Genomic DNA, 19,853 nt, shown 5'->3' on the forward strand with positions numbered 1-19,853 from the left:
GCGGTATGTGGTGATGAATGGATTCCGGGCTCGCGCCATTGGCGCGCCCCGGAATGACGGCGGAGAGACCTTCACCAGCTCCGCAACGCCGCGAGCACGGCGACACCGAACAGCGCGGCGGCACCAAGAATGAAACCCAGCACGAACGGCCAGATGCGCGAGCGGCGCGGCGGCTGTTCGGCGACCTCCGCCTTCGGCTCCGATGGCACCACCATCGCACGCTCGCGCTCGATCATGCGGCGGGCGACGTAGTCGGTGACGGCGTCCACGATCACGGCGGTTTCGTGCGATTCGGCGAGCACGATGCGGCCGAAGCGGGTGTCCTGGACGAAGCGGTACTGCCGCTTGTCGCGCCCCATCACGATGTGGGCGACAACATCGATCCACAGCCGGGGCGTATCGCCCTGGCTGATGCCGCGGTCGAACAGATCGATCTGATCGGGCACCTGCGCGAACAGCGGATCGAGCGCGTCGTTGAGGATCTCGAGCCGCGCCACCTCGGCGTCCCTGAGATCGACGACCACGCCGGTCCGGTCGGCGGCCTCGATCCGCGCGCGCAGCAGCGCATCGCGCAGCCGCACCGGGCGCGGCTGGCCGGGATTGATACCGCTGGTCTTGGGCTCTGACATCGTCGGCCTCGTCCTCACTCAACGAAGTTAACCTATCAGTAACCACAGCGTCCGCAAAGGGCCCACAATTCCAGATACTTACGGCACCCACAGGCAGTTGATGTGTGCCAAAAACAGACGATCCCACCCGGCTTGCGCCGGATGGGACCCTCCGCCTTGGACGTCTTCTTAGATTTTCAGGCAGCCGTCAGGCCGAGACCCGCGACGGCTCTTCCACGATCGAGAAACGGACGCCGGCCTTGTGGCGGTTCTCTTCCGAAACCGAGCGCCAGGCGTCTTCGGCTTCCTTGCGGGTCTTGAACGGACCCTGCACCTGGGCCGAGCCCTCGACGAGCTTGTGGAAGTTCATCGAGCCGAACTCGCCGCCGATCACCCAGAAATTGCTGCCTTTGGTCATTGTCAGTCTCCTCTTGGATGGCGTTAGCCGAACTGGTTCATCGTGTTGTGGGCGCCGCCCGCCTTCAGGGCAGCTTCACCTGCGAAGTATTCCTTGTGGTCGTCGCCGATATCGGAGCCGGCCATGTTCTGGTGCTTGGCGCAGGCGATGCCCTGACGGATCTCCTGACGCTGGACGTTCTTGACGTAGCCGAGCATGCCCTGATCGCCGAAATACTCCTTGGCGAGGTTGTCGGTGGACAGCGCGGCCGTGTGGTAGGTCGGCAGCGTGATCAAGTGGTGGAAGATGCCGGCACGCTTGGCCGAATCCGCCTGGAAGGTCCGGATGCGCTCGTCGGCTTCAAGCGCCAACGGCGTATCGTCGTATTCCGGCTTCATCAGCTCGGCGCGGCTGTACTTGCTGACATCCTTGCCGGCTTCCTTCATCGCGTCGTAGACCTGTTGACGGAAGTTGATGGTCCAGTTGAACGACGGCGAGTTGTTGTAGGCGAGCTTGGCGTTCGGGATGACCTCACGGATGCGGTCGACCATCTTGGCGATCTGCTCGATATGCGGCTTCTCGGTCTCGATCCAGAGCAGGTCAGCACCGTTCTGCAACGAGGTGATGCTGTCGAGCACGCAGCGGTCTTCGCCGGTGCCGGGACGGAACTGGTAGAGGTTCGAGGGCAGCCGCTTCGGACGCATCATCTTGCCGTTGCGGTTGATGATGACGTCGCCATTGCGGGCGTTCTCAGCGGTGATTTCCTCGCAATCGAGGAAGCTGTTGTACTGGTCGCCGAGGTCGCCCGGCTTGTGGCTGACGGCGATCTGCTGCGTCAGGCCGGCGCCGAGCGAGTCGGTGCGGGTGACGATGATGCCGTCTTCGACGCCGAGCTCGAGGAAGGCGTGGCGGCAGGCGCGGATCTTCGCGATGAACACCTCGTGCGGCACGGTGACCTTGCCGTCCTGGTGACCGCACTGCTTCTCGTCCGAGACCTGGTTCTCGATCTGCAGCGCGCAGGCGCCCGCTTCGATCATCTTCTTGGCGAGCAGATAGGTCGCCTCGGCATTGCCGAAGCCGGCGTCGATGTCGGCGATGACGGGCACGACATGGGTCTGGAAGTTGTCGATCTTGGCGATCAGCTCCTTCTCGCGGGTCGCATCGCCCTCCTTGCGCGCCTTGTCGAGCGCACGGAAGATATCGTTGAGCTCACGGGAATCCGCCTGGCGGAGGAAGGTGTAGAGCTCGTCGATCAGCGCCGGCACCGAGGTCTTCTCGTGCATCGACTGGTCGGGCAGCGGTCCGAACTCGGAACGCAGTGCCGCGATCATCCAGCCGGACAGGTACAGATAGGTGCGATCGGTCTTGCCGCCGAAGTGCTTCTTGACCGAGATCAGCTTCTGCTGCGCGATGAAGCCATGCCAGCAGCCCAGCGACTGGGTGTACTTGGTCGGATCCTTGTCATAGGCCGCCATGTCGGCCCGCATCAGCGCCGCCGTGTAGCGGGCGACGTCCAGGCCGGTCCTGAAACGGTTCTGCAGGCGCATGCGCGCGACGGCCTCGGCCGAGACCCCGTTCCAGGTCGGCTGGGTCTTGAGGAGCGCCTGGGCCGCTTCGATCTCGCTCTGATACGAGGCCGGGCCCTGAAGGGTGCTGATGCCGCGGGGCTGGTAGTTCATGTGCCTGATCCTTCTCGATGACGACGAAGCGCTCGGCTTCGTCATCGACATTTTTGACAATGCATTGCGAAATGCGTGTCATGAGATAAACGCGAGAAAGGGAAGTTCGTATAGAGGCCTTGTATTTGAATGGTGATGTTGTGTAACATCGGAACATGTAATAGATGTTAATTTGTAAATTTTGTAAATAAAAGGTCAGAAAGACTGACCTTGATGGCTCTGGAGTTCCAAGAATGGCCGCCGAATCCGGGAAAAAACTGTTCGTCGGCCCACGCTTCCGGCGGATCCGGCAGCAATTGGGGCTGTCCCAGACCCAGATCGCCGAGGGGCTCGGCATCTCGCCGAGCTATGTCAACCTGATCGAGCGGAACCAGCGCCCGGTGACGGCGCAGATCCTGCTGCGGTTGGCCGAGACCTACGATCTCGATCTGCGCGATCTCGCCACCGCCGATGAGGACCGCTTCTTCGCCGAGCTCAACGAGATCTTCTCCGATCCGCTGTTCCGCCAGATCGACGTTCCCAAGCAGGAACTGCGGGACCTCGCTGAGCTCTGCCCCGGCGTCACCCATGCGCTGCAGCGGCTCTATGCGGCCTATACCGAGGCCCGCCAGGGCGAGACGCTGGCCGCGGCGCAAATGGCCGACCGCGACGTCGGCACGCGCTATGAGGCCAATCCGGTCGAGCGCGTGCGCGAGCTGATCGAGGCCAACCGCAATTATTTCCCGGAGTTCGAGCAGGCCGCGGAAAACCTGCGCGACGAGCTGAATGTTCCGGCCGAGGGGCTCTATGCCGCTCTCGTGGAGCGCCTGCGCGAAAAGCATTCGATCCAGACCCGGATCATGCCTGTCGATGTGATGCGCGAGACGTTGCGCCGGTTCGACCGCCATCGCCGCCAACTGCTGATCTCGGAGCTGGTCGATCCGCCGGGCCGCGCGTTCCAGCTCGCCTTCCAGCTGGGTCTCGGCGAGTGCGCGCAAGCCCTGGAGACCATCATCAGTCGCGCGGGTCCGCTCGACGACGCGCCGCGCCGGCTGTTCCGCATCACGCTCGGCAATTACTTTGCGGCAGCCGTGATGATGCCCTACCCGACCTTCCTCGCTGCGGCCGAGGCGCTCAACTACGACATTCACGTGCTGGCGCAGCGCTTCAATTCTGGCTTCGAGCAGGTCTGTCACCGGCTCACCACGCTGCAGCGGCCGAACGCGCGCGGCATTCCGTTCTTCCTGCTGCGCGTCGACAATGCCGGCAACGTCTCGAAGCGCTTCTCCTCCGGCACGTTCCCGTTCTCGAAGTTCGGCGGCACATGTCCGCTGTGGAATGTGCACTCCACCTTCGACACGCCGGACCGCCTGCTCAAGCAGGTGATCGAGCTGTCGGACGGCACGCGCTATTTCTCGATCGCGCAGATGGTGCGCCGTCCCGTCGCGCCGCACCCGCTGCCGCAGCCGCGCTTCGCCATCGGCCTCGGCTGCGAGATCCGCCACGCCGCACGCCTGACCTACGCCGCCGGCATCGATCTGGAGAAGACGGAAGGCACGCCGATCGGCGTCAATTGCCGGCTTTGCGAGCGCGAAAACTGCGCCCAGCGCGCCGAGCCGCCGATCACCCGCACGCTGATTTTGGATGAGACGACGCGGCGGGTGTCGAGCTTCGCGTTCTCGAATGCACGGGAGTTGTGAGGGGGCGGCTGCGCGCTTGGTGAAAGTCCGTCCGACACACTCGGTGTCGTCCCGGCGAAGGCCGGGACCCATAACCACAGGGAGCAGTTTGGCGAAGACTGGCAGTTGATCCCTCGCGGTACGAATACCGCGCATCACGGTTAGATCACGCGGTATGGGTCCCGGCCTTCGCCGGGACGACAGGAGAGAGCTTGCCCTGACGTCACGCCAGCGTATGCACGATCACCGGCCCCGCCGCCGCGCTCGCATGCCCCGCCAGCAATGAGCCCAGATCCTTTTCGATCCAGGCGATCGCGCGCTTGTTGGCCTCCTCGGCCTGCTCGAACTTGTCGAAGATCGAGATCGCGGTCACCGTGTCGTCGCCGGCATAAACGACGTAATAGGCCCTGAAACCCTCGACGTCGCTGATGATGGGAACGGCGCCGTCCTTGATGCGGCGGGCGAGCTCTTCGGCACTTCCGCTTTTTGCCTTGGCCTGACGGATGGCGGCATACATGGCATCCTCCTTCCGGCTACTGATATGGGACATGGTGCCCGGCGGCATGTTACGCCGAACGACGCGTTCGATCTACGGCTTGGTTAACCCGGCCCTAATCCACCACCGCGATCTGCAACCAAGGATTAAGCACGCCTCAACATCGGCGCCTTAGTCTCGCCCCACTCACTTTTCGCAAACAACGGCAGCCTATCCTGCCGCGTGAAGTGACATCAGGGGGTTTTCCATGCGCATTGCGTTGCTGCTGACCGCGACCATCGTCGGCGCGCTGTTCGCCAATCCGTCCAACGCCGGCTCGCTCGACGTCGCGTCCGCCGATGCCGCAAAATCGCTGCCGCCTGGCTTCCAGAGCTATCGCGGCTACATGTTCGACGTCTCGGAGGCGTCCGATCGCAAGGACCTCGACAAGCTCACGGACAACCTCAAGCGCCAGATCGACGTCGTCGAGGCCGCAGGCCTCTCGCCGCGCGTGATGCGCTTCTTCCGCACCGTTCCGATCATCGCAAGCGAGCTGGCCTGCCTCGACGAAGGCGCCGCGACCGCGTGTTACGGCCGGGTCACCCCGGACATCCAGCGCACCACGCCGCGCACGCTGACGGTGTGGGACCACGACACGCAGCGCTGGACCAATCCGAATGCCGTCGACCTCGCGGTCGATTCCGGGCTCGGCGTGATCATGGTCCGCCCGGACATGATGCGCTACGAGAAGGAGGCCGTGCTGCTCCACGAGATGATGCACGCCTATCATGCCCGGCTGCTGCCGGACGGCTACGCCAACAAGGGTGTGATCATCTATTACGCCCTTGCCAAGACCAAGGACCTCCTGCCCAAGGAGGCTTATGCGATGAAGAACCAGATGGAGTTCTTCGCCGTGACCGCCAGCATCTTCCTGGCCGGAAAGAGCGATATCCAGGAGCCGAAGACCCGCGACGTGCTCAAGGAAAAGATGCCGGACTATTACAAATATCTGGTCGGCATATTCGGCTTCGATCCCGATCCAGCAGCAAACTCGAGCGGACCGGTTGCCTCGCTGAAATAAGGCCCACGCAGCCCGCTCCACACCAAACCAATGCCAAAAGCCGCGCGACATGCGCGGCTTTTCTGTTTTGATAACCGGAAGCTGCGGATGACGGCCCGGCGGGAATTGCCAAGCGGGGGCCCGATCTGCATAGTCCCGCCGCATCGATTGGGACTGTTTCGAAGAGGATAGAAGACATGGCGGACGCCGACCTGGATGTCGTGATCCGGCAACTGGCCAGACAGCTGCAGACGGGCTTGATGACCCGCGCCAAAGAGCGTCGGGATCGCTTCAGCTCACTTGCCGCCAAGGCCAAGAGCAAGGAGACCGGCGCCCGCTTCAAGATGATGGCTAAAGCCACCATCGAACAGGCCACCGCCGCCGCAAGGCGCCTGCAGATGTCCGCAGACAACGTCGCCGACAGCTACGCCCGCGCCATGCGGCTCGCCGCCAGCACGCCTGTCGAGGTGAAAGCGGAGAAGCCGGCCAAGGAGAAGCCGGCGAAGAAGGCTGCGAAGGCGAAGAAGGCCAACGCCAAGAAAGCGAAGTAGGCGCCCGCCTTCTTTGGCGAAAGCGACGACCACTCAGCGCTGCGGCATCAGGACCTGGGTCGGCTTGGTCTGCGCGAGTTCGGCGAGCTTTGCGCGCGCGGCATCGCGCGTGCGAGAGTCCTTGCCGGGGGGCAGCGCAAGCGCGGCTTCGAAATCGGCGCGGGCATCATTGGCCTGGCCGCGGGCGAGGAAGGCGAGGCCGCGGTCGAGGCGGGCCTGTGCGTCGGTGGGGTCGAGGCGCACCGCTGTGCTGTAGCTCAGGATGGCGCGATCGAGATCGCCCTTGGCAACGAGCGCAAGGCCGCGCTCGCGATAGGGCGCAGCGGGCTTGGGATCGAGCGCGATCGCCTCGTCGTAGTCGGCGACGGCAAGGCCGAAATCGCCGTTCTGCCGGTACGCCTGCGCGCGATCGCGATAGAGCGAAGCGCGGTTGGAATTGAGATGGATGGCCTCGTTGAAGTCGGCGATCGCCCGGCCGTTGTCGCCATGACGCAATGCGATCCGCCCGCGCCCCTCATAGGCGAAGGCGATCAGGGAGCCGCGAAACGGCGAGAAGCCGATCACGGCCGAGCAGATGTCGGGCTCGTCCTCGTCGCCGCAATTCACGACCATACGCGTGGACAGGCCGATGGCCACGCCCAGGACGATCAACAATGGCACGGCAGCTCTGGTCATCTTCGACGGTGACAGGCGACAGGCCGGCCCCGCATCCCCTTTCGAAGGAACACTCTCGGTTGGGTCTTAGCACCGGCCGGGGCGCCCCTCTGTGCGCCAGATCACAATGCCAGCATAATCCGACCGCCGCGCACGGCAGCGTGCTCAAGGCCGGTCCTTGCGGAAGCTACGCGAGGCCGAGGATCCAGACGCAGCACTTCCAGACCACCAGGCCAAGCAGACAGCACCAGACAACCGTCACCGAGGCCAGTGAGGTCAGGAGCAGTGCGCCTTCCATTCGTTCTGCGAGGCCTTCGCGCGGTGCAATATCGCGTTCGACCACATGCTCGATTTGCAACGGTGCCATGCGAACCTCCGGCGATTTGCATATGCAAACCCTGCCACTCGGCAAGCATCTCAAACATCATTGCTCCCCCAGCCAAGGCGAGCAGTCATTGATCTGGCGCAACAGGCCGCAAAGCGCAAGTTAACATTTCGGATAGTGCGCAGCAGCAACGCACCCTGACGTGTTCTTGTCGGACGTCGGCAATGCGACGTTGAACCAAAATCTCTCGCTTGAATTGCAACGCGGGGAGAATGCGTCCGCGCGGCTCGCGAGCTCATCCCCACGGTCCGCGCGAGGACGAGCGGCCCCACGGGCTGTGCGGCGGATAGTTCTCGTTCGCACCAACCGACGGCGCAGCATGAGCGCCGAGCTCGGCCGACAGTTGCTGGAGCGCGGCGATACGGTTTTGCGTCGAGGGATGCGTCGCGAACAGATTGTCGACGCCATGACCCGACAGCGGATTGATGATGAACATGTGCGCGGTCGCGGGATTGCGCTCGGCCTCGACATTTTGCACCTGATGCGCCGCGCTCTCGATCTTGACGAGCGCCGAGGCGAGCCACATCGGCTGGCCGACGATGCGCGCGCCGAGATCGTCGGCAGCATATTCGCGGGTGCGGCTGATCGCCATCTGCACCAGCATGGCACCGAGCGGCGCCAGGATCATCATCAGAATCGAGCCGACGATGCCGGGCCCGTTATTGTCGCGGTTGCCGCCGAAGAACATTCCGAATTGCGCCAGCATGGAGATGGCGCCGGCGATGGTCGCGGTGATGGTCATCAAGAGCGTATCGTGATGCTTGATATGCGCAAGCTCGTGCGCGATCACGCCGGCGAGCTCCTCCCGGCTGAGCTGGCGCATCAAGCCGGTGGTGACGGCAACGGCAGCATTCTCGGGATTGCGCCCGGTCGCGAATGCATTCGGTTGCGGCTCGTCCATCAGGAACACGCGCGGCATCGGCAGAGCGGCGCGGCCAGCAAGCTCGGCAACGAGGCCGACCAGCTCCGGCGCGCTGCGACGATCGACCTCATGGGCGCCGTACATCGACAGCACCATGCGGTCCGAGTTCCAGTAAGTGAAGAGATTGGTCGCGGCCGCAATGACAAGCGCGATCATCGCGCCGGCGGCGCCGCCGATCAGATAGCCCACGCCCATGAACAGGGCGGTGAGGCCTGCCAGAAGCAATGCGGTGCGCAGATAGTTCATGGCCGTCTCCAAAGCCGGCCATCGCCGCTGGAGGGGCTGCAAGCCGGCAGACCTCAGGTAGGAATGCCCCCGGCCGGAGCGCAAGGTTTCAGGGTGCGTCGCGGAGCCGCGGCACTGGTTTGAGCTCGATCATTCCATTAAACTTCGTCAAGAATCCAAGCTTCTCCCCCCCCCCTCTCGGATACCTCATGCTTCAGACCCGATTTGCGATCGCGGCCGTTATGCTCGCCGCGCTCTCCCTTCCCGCCGCCGCCCAATTCGTACCGCCGCCCGCCAGGCCCGCGGCGCCGAAGGCCATCGCGCCGTCGCCGCGCGCAGCGTCCTGCCACAATGGGGCGAGCTTCGATCGATTTCTCGCTGAGGTGAAACAGCAGGCGGTTGCGGCCGGGGTATCCCAGCGTGCGCTGTCGGAAGCATCCCCCTACCTCGTCTACGACCAGGGCATCGTCAACCGCGACCGCGGTCAGCGCGTGTTCGGCCAGCTCTTCACCGAATTCGCCGGCCGCATGGCCGCGCCCTATCGCATGCAGAACGGCCAGCAGCACATCAAGCAATACGCAGCTGCCTTTACGCGCGCCGAAAAGGAATATGGCGTGCCGCCAGCGGTGATCGCGGCGTTCTGGGGCCTGGAGAGCGATTTCGGCGCCAACATGGGCAATCTGCCGACGCTGAAATCGCTGGTGTCGCTCGCCTACGACTGCCGGCGTTCGGAGATGTTCGTGAACGAGACCATCGCCGCGCTGAAAGTGATCGACCGCGGCGATCTCACGCCCGACGAGATGATCGGCTCCTGGGCCGGCGAACTCGGCCAGACGCAGTTCCTGCCGACGCATTACGTCAACTATGCCGTCGACTATGACGGTGACGGACGGCGCGACCTGCTGCGCTCAGCGCCCGACGTGATTGGATCGACAGCGAACTACATCGCCAACGGCTTGAAGTGGCGGCGCGGCGAGCCGTGGCTGGAAGAGATCAAAGTGCCGCAAAACCTGCCATGGGACCAGACCGATCTCAGCGTGCAGCTGCCGCGCTCGAAATGGGCGCAGTTCGGCGTCACCTATCCCGATGGCCGTCCGCTGCCGAACGACAATCTCGCCGCCTCTGTGCTGCTGCCGATGGGACGCTTTGGGCCGGCTTTCATGGCCTATGCGAATTTCGCTGCCTACACCGAGTGGAACAACTCGCTGATCTATTCGACCACCGCGGGCTATCTCGCCTCCCGCATTGCGGGCGCTGCGCCGATGCGCAAGCCTGCCGGGCAAGTGGCGCAACTGCCGTTCAACGAGCTCAAGGAATTGCAGCAATTGCTGGTGCGGGCCGGCTTCAACGTCGGCAAGGTCGACGGCGTGCTGGGCCAGCAGAGCCGCGCGGCCGTAAAGGCGATGCAGATCAAATACGGCCTGCCGGCGGATTCCTGGCCGACCGCCGAGCTTTTGGCCCGCATGCGCGGCGGCACGGCACAGGCCCAGCCGGCAGCGACGGTGCGGTAGAATTTTCGCACCGCACAAGCCGCTTTCGCGATTGTATTATTCCATGATGATCCCATGTGAGTGGCTCAGGTTTCTCCTGAGATTACCCACCATTTGAAGCGAGCATCACATGTCCTTCCATGACGCCGTCGTCCCCGCCTATTTGCAGATGCTGAACAGCCTGACCGGCCTGCTCACCAAAGCCGAGGCGCATTGCGCGGCTAAAAAGATCGAACCGAGCGTGCTGCTCGGATCGCGCCTCTTCCCGGACATGCTGCCGCTGTCGAAGCAGATCCAGCTCGCCAGCGATTTCGCTGCCAAGGGCTGCGCGAGGCTGACGCATACCGAGCTGCCGTCCATGCCGGACACCGAAACCAGCTTCGCGGAATTGAAGCAGCGGCTGGCGAAGACCATCGACTTCGTGAAATCGTTCAAGCCGGAACAGTTCGAGGGCGCCGATGCCAAGGACGTGACTTTCCCGTCGGGTCCCGACCGGACCATGACCTTGAAGGGCCAGCAATTCTTCAGCGCGGTCTCGTTGCCGAACTTCTATTTCCACGCCGCTACCGCCCACGGCATCCTGCGTCACAACGGTGTCGAGATTGGCAAGCGCGATTTCCTTGGCGTGAGCTAATTTGCGCAAATGCACGGCCCCGGCAGGGGAAAATCCGCTGTTGTGGCCGAGATTACGCCTGAATCATGCTGCGCGGGGCTTTCCGCGCAGCTCGCCTGCACTTTCCGTATGGCTCGTCCCTTGCGCCTGATGTCGCAATGCACAAGTGTTCCGGACCTCTCACCCGTCTGGAATCATCCCAATGAGCCGTTCGACCAAATTGTTTGAGACCTACAAGCTCGGCCCGATCATGCTGGCCAACCGCCTGGTGATGGCGCCGCTGACGCGCAACCGCGCCGCGCCCGGCACCTTCGTCCCCTCGCCGCTCGCCGCCGAGTATTATGGCCAGCGTGCTTCCGCGGGCCTCCTGATCACCGAAGCGAGCCAGGTTTCGCAACAGGGCCAGGGCTACCAGGACACCCCCGGCATCTATTCGAAGGACCAGGTCGCCGGCTGGCGCAAGGTCACTGACAAGGTGCATGAGCGCGGCGGCAAGATCTTCATCCAGCTCTGGCATGTCGGCCGCATCTCGCATGTCGATCTCCAGGCGAATGGCGCAGCCCCGGTGGCGCCGAGCGCGATCCGCGCCAAGGGCAAGACCTTCGTCAATGGCACCTTCGCCGACGTCTCCGAGCCCCGCGCGCTCGAGCTCTCCGAGATTCCTGGCATCATCGATGATTTCAAGCGCGCCACGAAGAATGCGCTGGAGGCCGGTTTCGACGGCGTCGAGATCCACGGCGCCAACGGCTACCTGCTCGACCAGTTCGCCAAGGACGGCGCCAACAAGCGCACCGACTCCTATGGCGGCTCGATCGAGAACCGCGCGAAGCTGATGCTCGAAGTCTCCAAGGCCGTCGTCGCGGAAGCCGGCGCTGAGCGCACCGGCATCCGCATCTCGCCAGTGACGCCCGCCAACGACATCTCGGATTCCAACCCGCAGGCGCTGTTCGACCACATCACCGACGGCCTCAACGCGCTGAAGCTGGTCTATCTCCACGTCGTCGAGGGCGCGACCGGCGGCCCGCGCGACTTCGCACCGTTCGACTATGCATCGTTACGCAAGCGCTTCTCGGGCGCCTATATCGCCAACAACGGCTACGATTTCGATCTCGCCACCAAGGTGCTCGATGCGAACGCCGCCGACCTGATCGCCTTCGGCAAGCCGTTCATCTCCAACCCCGACCTGGTCGAACGACTGAAGAAGGGTGCGGCGCTGAACGATTGGGACAAGAACACGTTCTACGGCGGCGGCGCCAAGGGCTATACGGACTACCCGACGCTCGCGGCCGAGCCGGCGGAGTAAGCGTTCTCCCTCGCCCCGTTCTTACGGGGAGAGGTAAGAAAGAAAAAGGCCGGGATTGCTCCCGGCCTTTCGTCGTTATGAGGCGTCGCTTACTGTAGCGAGGCGCGCTTGGGCGGGGTGGCCGGCCACGACTTGATCAGCGTGTCGTAGTCAACCGTCTCGCCCTTCGGCTTCTCGTTGGCGAGCTTGCGCTGCGGCGCGATGGTGCCGTCCTTCTCCGCCTTGGCGAACCAGAACTCGGCCGACTCCTTCTTGTGGAGCTTCGGACCGCAGGCGCCCTGCACGCCGGACTTCTCCAGACGCTCCATCACGGAGTCCTGGGCAGCGGCCAGCGCATCCATCGCCTGCTGCGGCGTCTTCGAACCCGACGACGCATCGCCGATGTTCTGCCACCACAACTGAGCAAGCTTCGGATAGTCAGGCACGTTGTTGCCGGTCGGGGTCCACTGCACGCGCGCGGGCGAGCGGTAGAACTCGATCAGGCCGCCGAGCTTCGGCGCACGCTCGGTGAACGACTTGTCCCAGATGTCGGATTCACGGATGAACGTGAGACCGACATGGCTCTTCTTCAGCGACACCGTCTTGGAGATGATGAACTGGAGATAGAGCCAGGCTGCCTTGCGGCGATCCGCCGGGGTCGACTTCAACAGCGTCACGGAGCCGGCGTCCTGGTAGCCGAGCTTCATGCCTTCCTTCCAGTACGCGCCATGCGGCGACGGAGCCATACGCCACTTCGGCGTACCGTCCGCGTTCATCACGGCGATGCCCGGCTTCACCATGTCGGCGGTGAAGGCGGTGTACCAGAACATCTGCTGGGCAATGTTGCCCTGAGCCGGCACGGGGCCTGCTTCAGAGAAGGTCATGCCCTGCGCCTGCGGCGGAGCGTACTTCTTCAGCCACTCGAGGTACTTGGTGATCGAGTAGACCGCAGCCGGACCGTTGGTGTCGCCACCGCGGTCGACCGACGAGCCGACCGGACGGCAGCCTTCCATGCGGATGCCCCATTCGTCGACCGGAAGACCGTTCGGAATGCCCTTGTCACCGTTGCCGGCCATCGAGAGCCAGGCGTCGGTGAAACGCCATCCGAGCGACGGGTCCTTCTTGCCATAGTCCATATGGCCGTAGACCTTGACGCCGTTGATCTCCTTGATGTCGTTCGTGAAGAACTCGGCGATGTCTTCATATGCCGACCAGTTCACGGGCACGCCGAGCTCGTAGCCATACTTGGCCTTGAACTTGGCCTTGTAGTCCGGGTTGGTGAACCAGTCGTAGCGGAACCAGTAGAGGTTCGCGAACTGCTGGTCGGGAAGCTGATAAAGCTTGCCGTCCGGCGCGGTTGTGAACGACTTGCCGATGAAGTCGTTGACGTCGAGCTGGGGATCGGTGACGTCCTTGCCCTCGCCGGTCATGTAGTCGGACAGCACGATGGTCTGGCCGTAGCGGAAGTGGGTACCGATCAGGTCGCTATCGTTGATCCAGCCGTCGTACACGTTCTTGCCGGACTGCATCTGGGTCTGCAGCTTCTCGACGACGTCACCTTCCTGGATGATGTCGTGCTTGAGCTTGATGCCGGTAAGCTCGGTGAACGCCTTGGCCAGCGTCTGCGACTCGTACTCGTGGGTGGTGATGGTTTCGGAGACGACGTTGATCTCCATGCCCTTGAACGGCTCGGCCGCCTTGGCGAACCACTCGAGCTCCTTCTTCTGGTCGTCCTTCGACAAGGTCGAAGGCTGGAATTCCGCGATCCACTTCTGGATCGTGGCGTCGTCGGCGGCGCGAACCGGCGCCGAGGCAGCGAACGCGGTGGCGAGAATGGCCGCGGCGCTCGATACGGTCAGAAAACTGATCTTGGTCAATGGACCTTTCCTTCTCCTAAACTGTCGCATGTTGTTCCTCCGTTGCAGCGACAAACTTTTATACAGGCCCGGGTTGCCCCCGGATCTGGCCGTCCCTTCGCGAGCTTCAGACCGTGCGAAAAACAAGCGCGGCCGTGACCAGCGAAATTCCACTTGCGAGCCACAGGCTCGAAATCTCGATCCCCTCTTCACTAATCGGCAGAGAGGCGATCGGATTGGTTCCGACGAGGCCGATCCACATCAGGTGAATGACGGCCGCCAAAATCAGCGAGATGAACAGGCGGTCACCGCGCGTGGTCGGAATGCTGAGCACGCCGACGCGCTCGGCCTCGGGATACGCAGCCGCGAGCCACGTCATCACCGCGAGCGTGCAGGCGAGCGCGACGAAGAAGATCGCCGTCGGCAGCGTCCAGGCCATCCATGCGATGGATTCCATGAGAGCCTCCTCAGACCCGGCCAAGCGCGAAACCGCGCGCGATGTAGTTGCGGACAAACCAGATCACCAGCGCGCCCGGAATGATGGTGAGCACGCCGGCGGCGGCCAGCAGGCCCCAATCCATGCCCGCAGCCGACACCGTGCGCGTCATGATCGCCGCGATCGGCTTGGTCTGCACCGAGGTCAAGGTGCGCGCGAGCAGCAATTCGACCCAGGAGAACATGAAGCAGAAGAAGGCGGCGACGCCGATGCCGCTCGCGATCAGCGGCACCAGGATCCGGATGAAGAAGCGCGGGAACGAATAGCCGTCGAGGAAGGCGGTCTCGTCGATCTCGCGCGGCACGCCGGAGACGAAGCCCTCGAGGATCCAGACCGCCAGCGGCACGTTGAAGATGCAGTGCGCGAGCGCGACCGCCCACGGCGTATCGAACAGGCCGATCGCCGAGTAGAGGTTGAAGAACGGCAGCGCGTAGACTGCCGCCGGCGCCATGCGGTTCGACAGCAGCCAGAAGAACAGGTGCTTGTCACCGAGGAAACGGTAGCGCGAGAACGCATAGGCCGCAGGCAACGCCACCGAAATCGAGATGATGGTGTTGAGCACCACATATTCCAGCGAGTTGATGTAGCCGGAATACCAGCTCTCGTCGGTGAAGATGCGCTTGTAGTGCTGCAACGTCGGCGTATGCGGCCACAGCGTCATCGTCGAGACGATCTCGGCATTGGTCTTGAAGCTCATGTTGACGAGCCAGTAGATCGGCAACAGCAGGAAGATCAGGAACAGCCCCATGATGAGGCGGCGGCCAGGAATCGAATGCATCAGGCCACTCCTTCCTTCGGCTTGAGCGCGGGCGCAGGCTGGAGCACACCTGCGGGCTTGGGCTCCACCGCCGGCTCCTTCTTCGTCTGTGCCTTACGCTCGACGCCGGCATTGGTCATGACGGTGTAGAAGATCCAGCAGACGATCAGGATGATCAGATTATAGACCAGCGAAAGCGCGGCGGCCTTGCCGAGGTCGAATTGGCCGAGCGCGATCTTGACCAGCTCGATCGAGACGAAGGTGGTCGAGTTGCCGGGTCCACCGCCGGTGACGACGAACGGCTCGGTGTAGATCATGAAGCTGTCCATGAAGCGGAGCAGCACGGCAATCAGCAGCACGCGGTTCATCTTCGGCAGCTGGATCGCCTTGAACACGGCCCGGCGCGAGGCGCCGTCGATCTGGGCGGCCTGGTAATAGGCCTCCGGGATCGACTTCAGACCGGCATAGCAGAGCAGCGCGACGAGGCTGGTCCAGTGCCAGACGTCCATTACGATGACGGTGACCCAGGCGTCGATGTCGTTGGAGACGTAATTATAGTCGAGCCCGATGTGGTTGAGGACATAGCCGAGCAGGCCGATGTCGGGCCGGCCAAAGATCTGCCAGATCGTGCCGACCACGTTCCACGGAATGAGCAGCGGCAGCGCCAGCGTGACGAGGCAGGCGGCGACGGTCCAGCCCTGGCGCGGCATCGACAGCGCGACGACGATGCCGAGCGGCACCTCGATGGCGAGGATCACCAGCGAGAAGAACAGATTGCGCCCGAGCGAGGCCAGGAAGCGGCCACCGAGATCGGTCGAGGGATCGAGCAGTTCCTTGAACCAGCCGACACCGTTCCAGAAGAACTGGTTGTTACCGAAAGTATCCTGCATCGAGTAGTTCACCACCGTCATCAGCGGCAGCACCGCCGAGAAGGCGACGACCAGGAACACCGGCAGCACCAGGAACCAGGCTTTTTGGTTGACGGTCTTGTCCATCAGGCGGCTCCCTCCACCAGAAGGCTGTCGGCATAGACGTGGATGTGTGCCGGATCGAATTTCAGCCCGGCGTTTCCGTCGGAGCCGGTGAAGCCTGCCGGCGCACGCGCTGCGATCTTAGCCTCGCCGATGCGCACGCGTGCGAAACGGATGCGGCCAAGGTCGTCGATGCGCTCGATTTTCGCCGTGAGCAGTCCGGGCGCGGGCGCAACCGCGTCGACGAATTCCGGACGCACGCCGATCTCGATCTTGGCGCCTGCCGGAAGGCTGTCGTAGCTGCGGTTCAGCGCGATGACATGGCCATCGACCCGTGCCTCGCGCCCCTTCACTTCGGCCGGCAGGATGTTCATGCCGGGCGAGCCGATGAAATAGCCGACGAAGGTGTGGGCGGGCTTGTCGAACAGCTCCGCCGGCGTGCCGCTCTGCACCACGCGGCCGTCATGCATGACGACGACGGTGTCGGCAAAGGTCAGCGCCTCGGTCTGGTCGTGCGTGACGTAGATCATCGTGAGATCAAGCTCGCGATGCAGCGCTTTCAACTTCGAGCGGAGCTGCCATTTCAATTCAGGATCGATCACCGTCAGCGGCTCGTCGAACAGCACGGCGGCGACGTCGGAGCGAACGAGGCCGCGGCCGAGGGAGATCTTCTGCTTGGCGTCGGCCGTCAGCCGCGTCGCCTTGCGATTCAGATAGGGCTCGAGATCGAGCAGACGGCCGATCTCGGCGACGCGCTTGTCGATCTCGGCCTTCGGCACGCCGCGGTTCTTCAGCGGAAACGCCAGGTTCTGCCCCACCGTCATGGTGTCGTAGATCACCGGAAACTGGAACACCTGGGCGATGTTGCGCTTCTGGGTCGACAGCGGTGTGATGTCCTGGCCGTCGAACAGGATCTTCCCGCGCGACGGCGTGATGATCCCGGAGATGACGTTGAGCAGCGTGGTCTTGCCGCAGCCGGACGGGCCGAGCAGCGCGTAGGCACCGCCCTGCCGCCAGGTCATGGTGACCGGCTTCAGCGCGAACGTCTCCTGCGGCGCATCGTTGCCGCCGTAGGAATGGGCGAGATCGACGAGGTCAATGCGGGCCATCGCGCATCCCCCCTTACGAGCTCGGCGCGGCGACCAGACGGTCGGCCGCGTCAAAGACGAAGACATCATTGGGGTCGAGCACGGCATCGAGCATCTGGCCGGGCTCGAACTCGTGCACGCCATGCAGCACCGCAACCCAGTTCGATCCGTCGCGGGTCAAATGCACGAAACTCTCCGAACCGGTGATCTCGGTCACCGTGACAGTGGCATGGAAGGCATGGCGATCAGTCTGGCCATTGGCGAGCGCGAGCTGGTGGGCGCGAAAACCGACGCGATAGGCGCCGTCGGCGAGCGAGGAATAGAGGCCGGACGCCGGCGCCGCGATGCCTCCGGCATATTGCACCGAGCCGTTCCTCTTCTCGATGCCGACGAGGTTGAGCGGCGGATCGGAAAAGACCTGCGCGACGCGCAGCGTCTGGGGACGGCGGTACACGCCGGGCGTCTCGCCGATCTGGAGCGCCTGGCCTTCCCACATGCACACTGTATTGCCGCCGAGCAGCAGGGCCTCCGTCGGCTCTGTCGTGGCATAGACGAAGATCGCGCCTGATGCCTCGAAGATGCGCGGCAGCTCAGTGCGCAGTTCCTCGCGGAGCTTGTAGTCGAGATTGGCGAGCGGCTCGTCGAGCAGCACGAGGTCGGCGCCCTTCACCAACGCGCGCGCCATCGCGGTGCGCTGCTGCTGGCCACCGGAGAGCTGGAGCGGCGTTCGCTTCAGGAACGGCTCGAGCCGCAACAGCCTGGCGGCTTCCGCCACGCGCGTCTCGATCTCCTCGCGCGGCTTGCCCTGCACGCGCAAGGGCGAGGCAATGTTCTCGTAGACCGTCAGCGAGGGGTAGTTGATGAACTGCTGATAGACCATAGCGACCGAACGCTGGCGCACGTCGATGCCAGTGACGTCCTTGCCGTTGACCAGCACCTTGCCCGTGGTCGGCTTGTCGAGGCCGGCGAGCAGCCGCATGATCGATGTCTTGCCCGACAGCGTCGGCCCGAGCAGCACGTTGAGCGTGCCGCTCTCGAGCGTCAGCGAGACGTCGCGGATGTGAGGGACCCCGTCGACGGTCCGGGTCACGTGATCGAGTGTCACGCTCATGAGCGTCCTCCTGCCTGCAGCAGAGGACTTTGCGATACAACGTGGGTCTTGATCCAGTCGTCCAGGGCGGTAATTTCGTCGGCAGATAGCCGCAGTCCGAGCTTGGAGCGGCGCCAGACGATATCCTCGGCGGTCACCGCCCACTCATTGGTCATCAGGTAGCGAACCTCGCGCTCGGTCAGAGTTGCGCCAAAGGCCTGGCCGAGATCGGCGGCCGATTTGGCGTCGCCGAGCAGCTTGACGACACGGGTGCCGTAGGCGCGCGCAAGGCGCCGCGCATGCTCGTGGCTCAGGAAGGGATAGCCGCGCTGAAGCTCGGCGATCAGGCCATCGACGGCCGACACGTCCATGTCGCCGCCGGGCAGTGGCCATTTGCCAGTCCAGCCCTCACGCGCTTTCGCGCTGCGAAGATAGGGCGCGAGCCGCTCCAGCGCCTCTTCGGCGAGGCGGCGATAGGTCGTGATCTTGCCGCCATAGATCGACAGCAGCGGCGAGCCGCCGGGCGTGTCGAGCTCGAATACGTAATCGCGGGTCGCGGCCTTGGCTTCGCTGGCGCCGTCGTCATAAAGCGGTCGCACGCCGGAATAGGTCCAGACCACATCCTCTGATGTCACGGGCTTGGCGAGATATTCGCTCGCGGCCGCGCAGAGATACTGGATCTCCTCGGCCGTGGCCTTCACCTTGGACGGATCGCCGTCGTAATCGCGGTCGGTGGTGCCGATCAGCGTGAAGTCGTCCTGGTAGGGGATTACGAAGATGATGCGACCGTCTGCGTTCTGGAACATGTAGGCGCGGTCGTGGTCGTAGAGCTTCCTGACCACGATGTGCGAGCCCTGCACCAGGCGTACCTTCGCCTTGGCGTTGACGCCGGCGCCGCGCCCAAGCACGTCCTCGACCCAGGGACCGCCGGCATTGACCAGCGCACGGGCCTGGATCTGCGAGCGCGCACCGGTCAGCGTGTCGACCATGCTGACGGTCCAAAGCCCGTCGGACTGCTTGATGTCGGTGGCACGGGTGCGGGTGCGGATCTCGGCGCCCTTGTCGGCGGCGTCGCGCGCATTGAGCACGACCAGACGGGCGTCGTCGACGAAGCAGTCGGAATATTCGAACGCGCGGCCGTAGCGATTCGGGATCAGCGGACGGCCGACCTCGTCGCGCGTCAGATCGAGCGATCGGGTTGCCGGCAGCAGATGACGGCCGCCGATGTGATCGTAGAGAAAGAGACCAAGGCGCAGCAGCCAGGCGGGGCGCAGGCCGGCGTGATGAGGCAGAACGAAACGCAGGGGGCGAATGATGTGGGGCGCGATGCCCCACAGAATCTCGCGCTCGATCAGCGCTTCGCGAACCAGGCGGAACTCGTAATATTCGAGGTAGCGGAGGCCACCATGCACCAGCTTGGTCGACCAGGACGACGTCCCGCTCGCCAAATCGTTCATTTCGCACAGGAAAACAGTGTTGCCACGGCCGACCGCGTCACGCGCGATGCCGCAACCGTTTACACCGCCTCCAATGATGGCGAGGTCGAAAATACGCTCCAACTGACGCATCCCCCGGAAACCGCTCGTTCAGTCGAGC

At 63.7% G+C, this 19,853-nt stretch carries 20 protein-coding genes; 6 read left to right on the forward strand and 14 right to left on the reverse strand.

Annotated features, from left to right (window positions below; genetic code table 11):
- Positions 1 to 71 precede the first annotated feature (71 nt).
- From M2427_RS34145 to M2427_RS34155, 3 genes are all read right to left on the reverse strand, one after another.
- Positions 72 to 629, reverse strand: a complete 558-nt coding sequence (locus tag M2427_RS34145) for a hypothetical protein (protein ID WP_280711211.1) — start codon at positions 627 to 629, stop codon at positions 72 to 74.
- A 187-nt stretch (positions 630 to 816) separates the two neighbouring features.
- Positions 817 to 1,026: a hypothetical protein gene (locus tag M2427_RS34150; RefSeq protein WP_008137787.1), complete on the reverse strand. Its 210-nt coding sequence runs from the start codon at positions 1,024 to 1,026 to the stop codon at positions 817 to 819.
- 23 nt (positions 1,027 to 1,049) lie between these two features.
- Positions 1,050 to 2,684, reverse strand: coding sequence for an isocitrate lyase (locus tag M2427_RS34155; protein ID WP_280711212.1), 1,635 nt, complete (start codon positions 2,682 to 2,684; stop codon positions 1,050 to 1,052).
- A gap of 233 nt (positions 2,685 to 2,917) precedes the next feature.
- On the opposite strand from M2427_RS34155, the gene M2427_RS34160 reads away from it, so the two are divergent.
- Positions 2,918 to 4,363 carry a short-chain fatty acyl-CoA regulator family protein gene (locus M2427_RS34160; protein WP_280711213.1) on the forward strand — a complete coding sequence of 482 codons (1,446 nt, stop codon included), beginning with the start codon at positions 2,918 to 2,920 and terminating at the stop codon, positions 4,361 to 4,363.
- Between the two features lie 202 nt (positions 4,364 to 4,565).
- Here M2427_RS34160 and M2427_RS34165 read toward each other — a convergent pair whose 3' ends face one another.
- Entirely contained in the window at positions 4,566 to 4,859 is a 294-nt protein-coding gene (locus M2427_RS34165; RefSeq protein ID WP_200517822.1) for an antibiotic biosynthesis monooxygenase, read from the reverse strand.
- A 226-nt stretch (positions 4,860 to 5,085) separates the two neighbouring features.
- Between M2427_RS34165 and M2427_RS34170 the strand changes: the two genes are divergently transcribed.
- Complete coding sequence (locus M2427_RS34170) at positions 5,086 to 5,898, forward strand: hypothetical protein (protein ID WP_280711214.1); 813 nt, start codon at positions 5,086 to 5,088, stop codon at positions 5,896 to 5,898.
- A 176-nt stretch (positions 5,899 to 6,074) separates the two neighbouring features.
- Positions 6,075 to 6,428: a hypothetical protein gene (locus M2427_RS34175; protein WP_280711215.1), complete on the forward strand. Its 354-nt coding sequence runs from the start codon at positions 6,075 to 6,077 to the stop codon at positions 6,426 to 6,428.
- 33 nt (positions 6,429 to 6,461) lie between these two features.
- On the opposite strand, the gene M2427_RS34180 is transcribed toward M2427_RS34175, so the two are convergent.
- The 3 genes from M2427_RS34180 to htpX all read right to left on the reverse strand — a co-directional run bounded on the left by M2427_RS34180 (position 6,462) and on the right by htpX (position 8,635).
- A complete protein-coding gene (locus M2427_RS34180; protein WP_280711216.1) occupies positions 6,462 to 7,103 on the reverse strand; it encodes a tetratricopeptide repeat protein in 642 nt (213 codons plus the stop codon).
- A 166-nt stretch (positions 7,104 to 7,269) separates the two neighbouring features.
- Entirely contained in the window at positions 7,270 to 7,449 is a 180-nt protein-coding gene (locus M2427_RS34185; protein ID WP_280711217.1) for a hypothetical protein, read from the reverse strand.
- Between the two features lie 253 nt (positions 7,450 to 7,702).
- Positions 7,703 to 8,635 carry a zinc metalloprotease HtpX gene (gene htpX / locus M2427_RS34190; protein ID WP_280711218.1) on the reverse strand — a complete coding sequence of 311 codons (933 nt, stop codon included), beginning with the start codon at positions 8,633 to 8,635 and terminating at the stop codon, positions 7,703 to 7,705.
- Positions 8,636 to 8,823: 188 nt separating this feature from the next.
- Between htpX and M2427_RS34195 the strand changes: the two genes are divergently transcribed.
- The 3 genes from M2427_RS34195 to M2427_RS34205 all read left to right on the forward strand — a co-directional run bounded on the left by M2427_RS34195 (position 8,824) and on the right by M2427_RS34205 (position 12,020).
- A complete protein-coding gene (locus M2427_RS34195; RefSeq protein ID WP_280711219.1) occupies positions 8,824 to 10,125 on the forward strand; it encodes a lytic murein transglycosylase in 1,302 nt (433 codons plus the stop codon).
- Positions 10,126 to 10,234: 109 nt separating this feature from the next.
- Positions 10,235 to 10,738, forward strand: coding sequence for a DUF1993 domain-containing protein (locus M2427_RS34200; RefSeq protein WP_280711220.1), 504 nt, complete (start codon positions 10,235 to 10,237; stop codon positions 10,736 to 10,738).
- 181 nt (positions 10,739 to 10,919) lie between these two features.
- A complete protein-coding gene (locus M2427_RS34205; protein WP_280711221.1) occupies positions 10,920 to 12,020 on the forward strand; it encodes an alkene reductase in 1,101 nt (366 codons plus the stop codon).
- Positions 12,021 to 12,109: 89 nt separating this feature from the next.
- Here the strand turns inward: M2427_RS34205 and M2427_RS34210 are convergent, their stop codons facing one another.
- The 7 genes from M2427_RS34210 to glpD all read right to left on the reverse strand — a co-directional run bounded on the left by M2427_RS34210 (position 12,110) and on the right by glpD (position 19,825).
- On the reverse strand, positions 12,110 to 13,906 hold the full coding sequence (locus tag M2427_RS34210; protein WP_280711222.1) for an ABC transporter substrate-binding protein: 1,797 nt from the start codon (positions 13,904 to 13,906) through the stop codon (positions 12,110 to 12,112).
- A gap of 76 nt (positions 13,907 to 13,982) precedes the next feature.
- Positions 13,983 to 14,312 (reverse strand): DUF2160 domain-containing protein, encoded by a 330-nt coding sequence (locus M2427_RS34215; RefSeq protein ID WP_280711223.1) that lies wholly within the window; start codon positions 14,310 to 14,312, stop codon positions 13,983 to 13,985.
- 10 nt (positions 14,313 to 14,322) lie between these two features.
- A complete protein-coding gene (locus tag M2427_RS34220; protein WP_280711224.1) occupies positions 14,323 to 15,129 on the reverse strand; it encodes a carbohydrate ABC transporter permease in 807 nt (268 codons plus the stop codon).
- Positions 15,129 to 16,103, reverse strand: a complete 975-nt coding sequence (locus M2427_RS34225) for a sugar ABC transporter permease (protein ID WP_280711225.1) — start codon at positions 16,101 to 16,103, stop codon at positions 15,129 to 15,131. Before M2427_RS34225 ends, M2427_RS34220 begins: the two co-directional genes overlap by 1 nt.
- Positions 16,103 to 17,188 (reverse strand): ABC transporter ATP-binding protein, encoded by a 1,086-nt coding sequence (locus M2427_RS34230; RefSeq protein WP_280711226.1) that lies wholly within the window; start codon positions 17,186 to 17,188, stop codon positions 16,103 to 16,105. The genes M2427_RS34225 and M2427_RS34230 overlap by 1 nt, the downstream gene beginning before the upstream one ends.
- A 13-nt stretch (positions 17,189 to 17,201) precedes the next feature.
- Positions 17,202 to 18,278: an ABC transporter ATP-binding protein gene (locus M2427_RS34235; RefSeq protein WP_280711227.1), complete on the reverse strand. Its 1,077-nt coding sequence runs from the start codon at positions 18,276 to 18,278 to the stop codon at positions 17,202 to 17,204.
- Positions 18,275 to 19,825, reverse strand: a complete 1,551-nt coding sequence (gene glpD, locus M2427_RS34240) for a glycerol-3-phosphate dehydrogenase (protein ID WP_280711228.1) — start codon at positions 19,823 to 19,825, stop codon at positions 18,275 to 18,277. The genes M2427_RS34235 and glpD overlap by 4 nt, the downstream gene beginning before the upstream one ends.
- Between the last annotated feature and the right edge of the window lie 28 nt (positions 19,826 to 19,853).

This window comes from Bradyrhizobium sp. BR13661, from assembly GCF_029892425.1.
Taxonomy (GTDB): Bacteria; Pseudomonadota; Alphaproteobacteria; order Rhizobiales; family Xanthobacteraceae; genus Bradyrhizobium.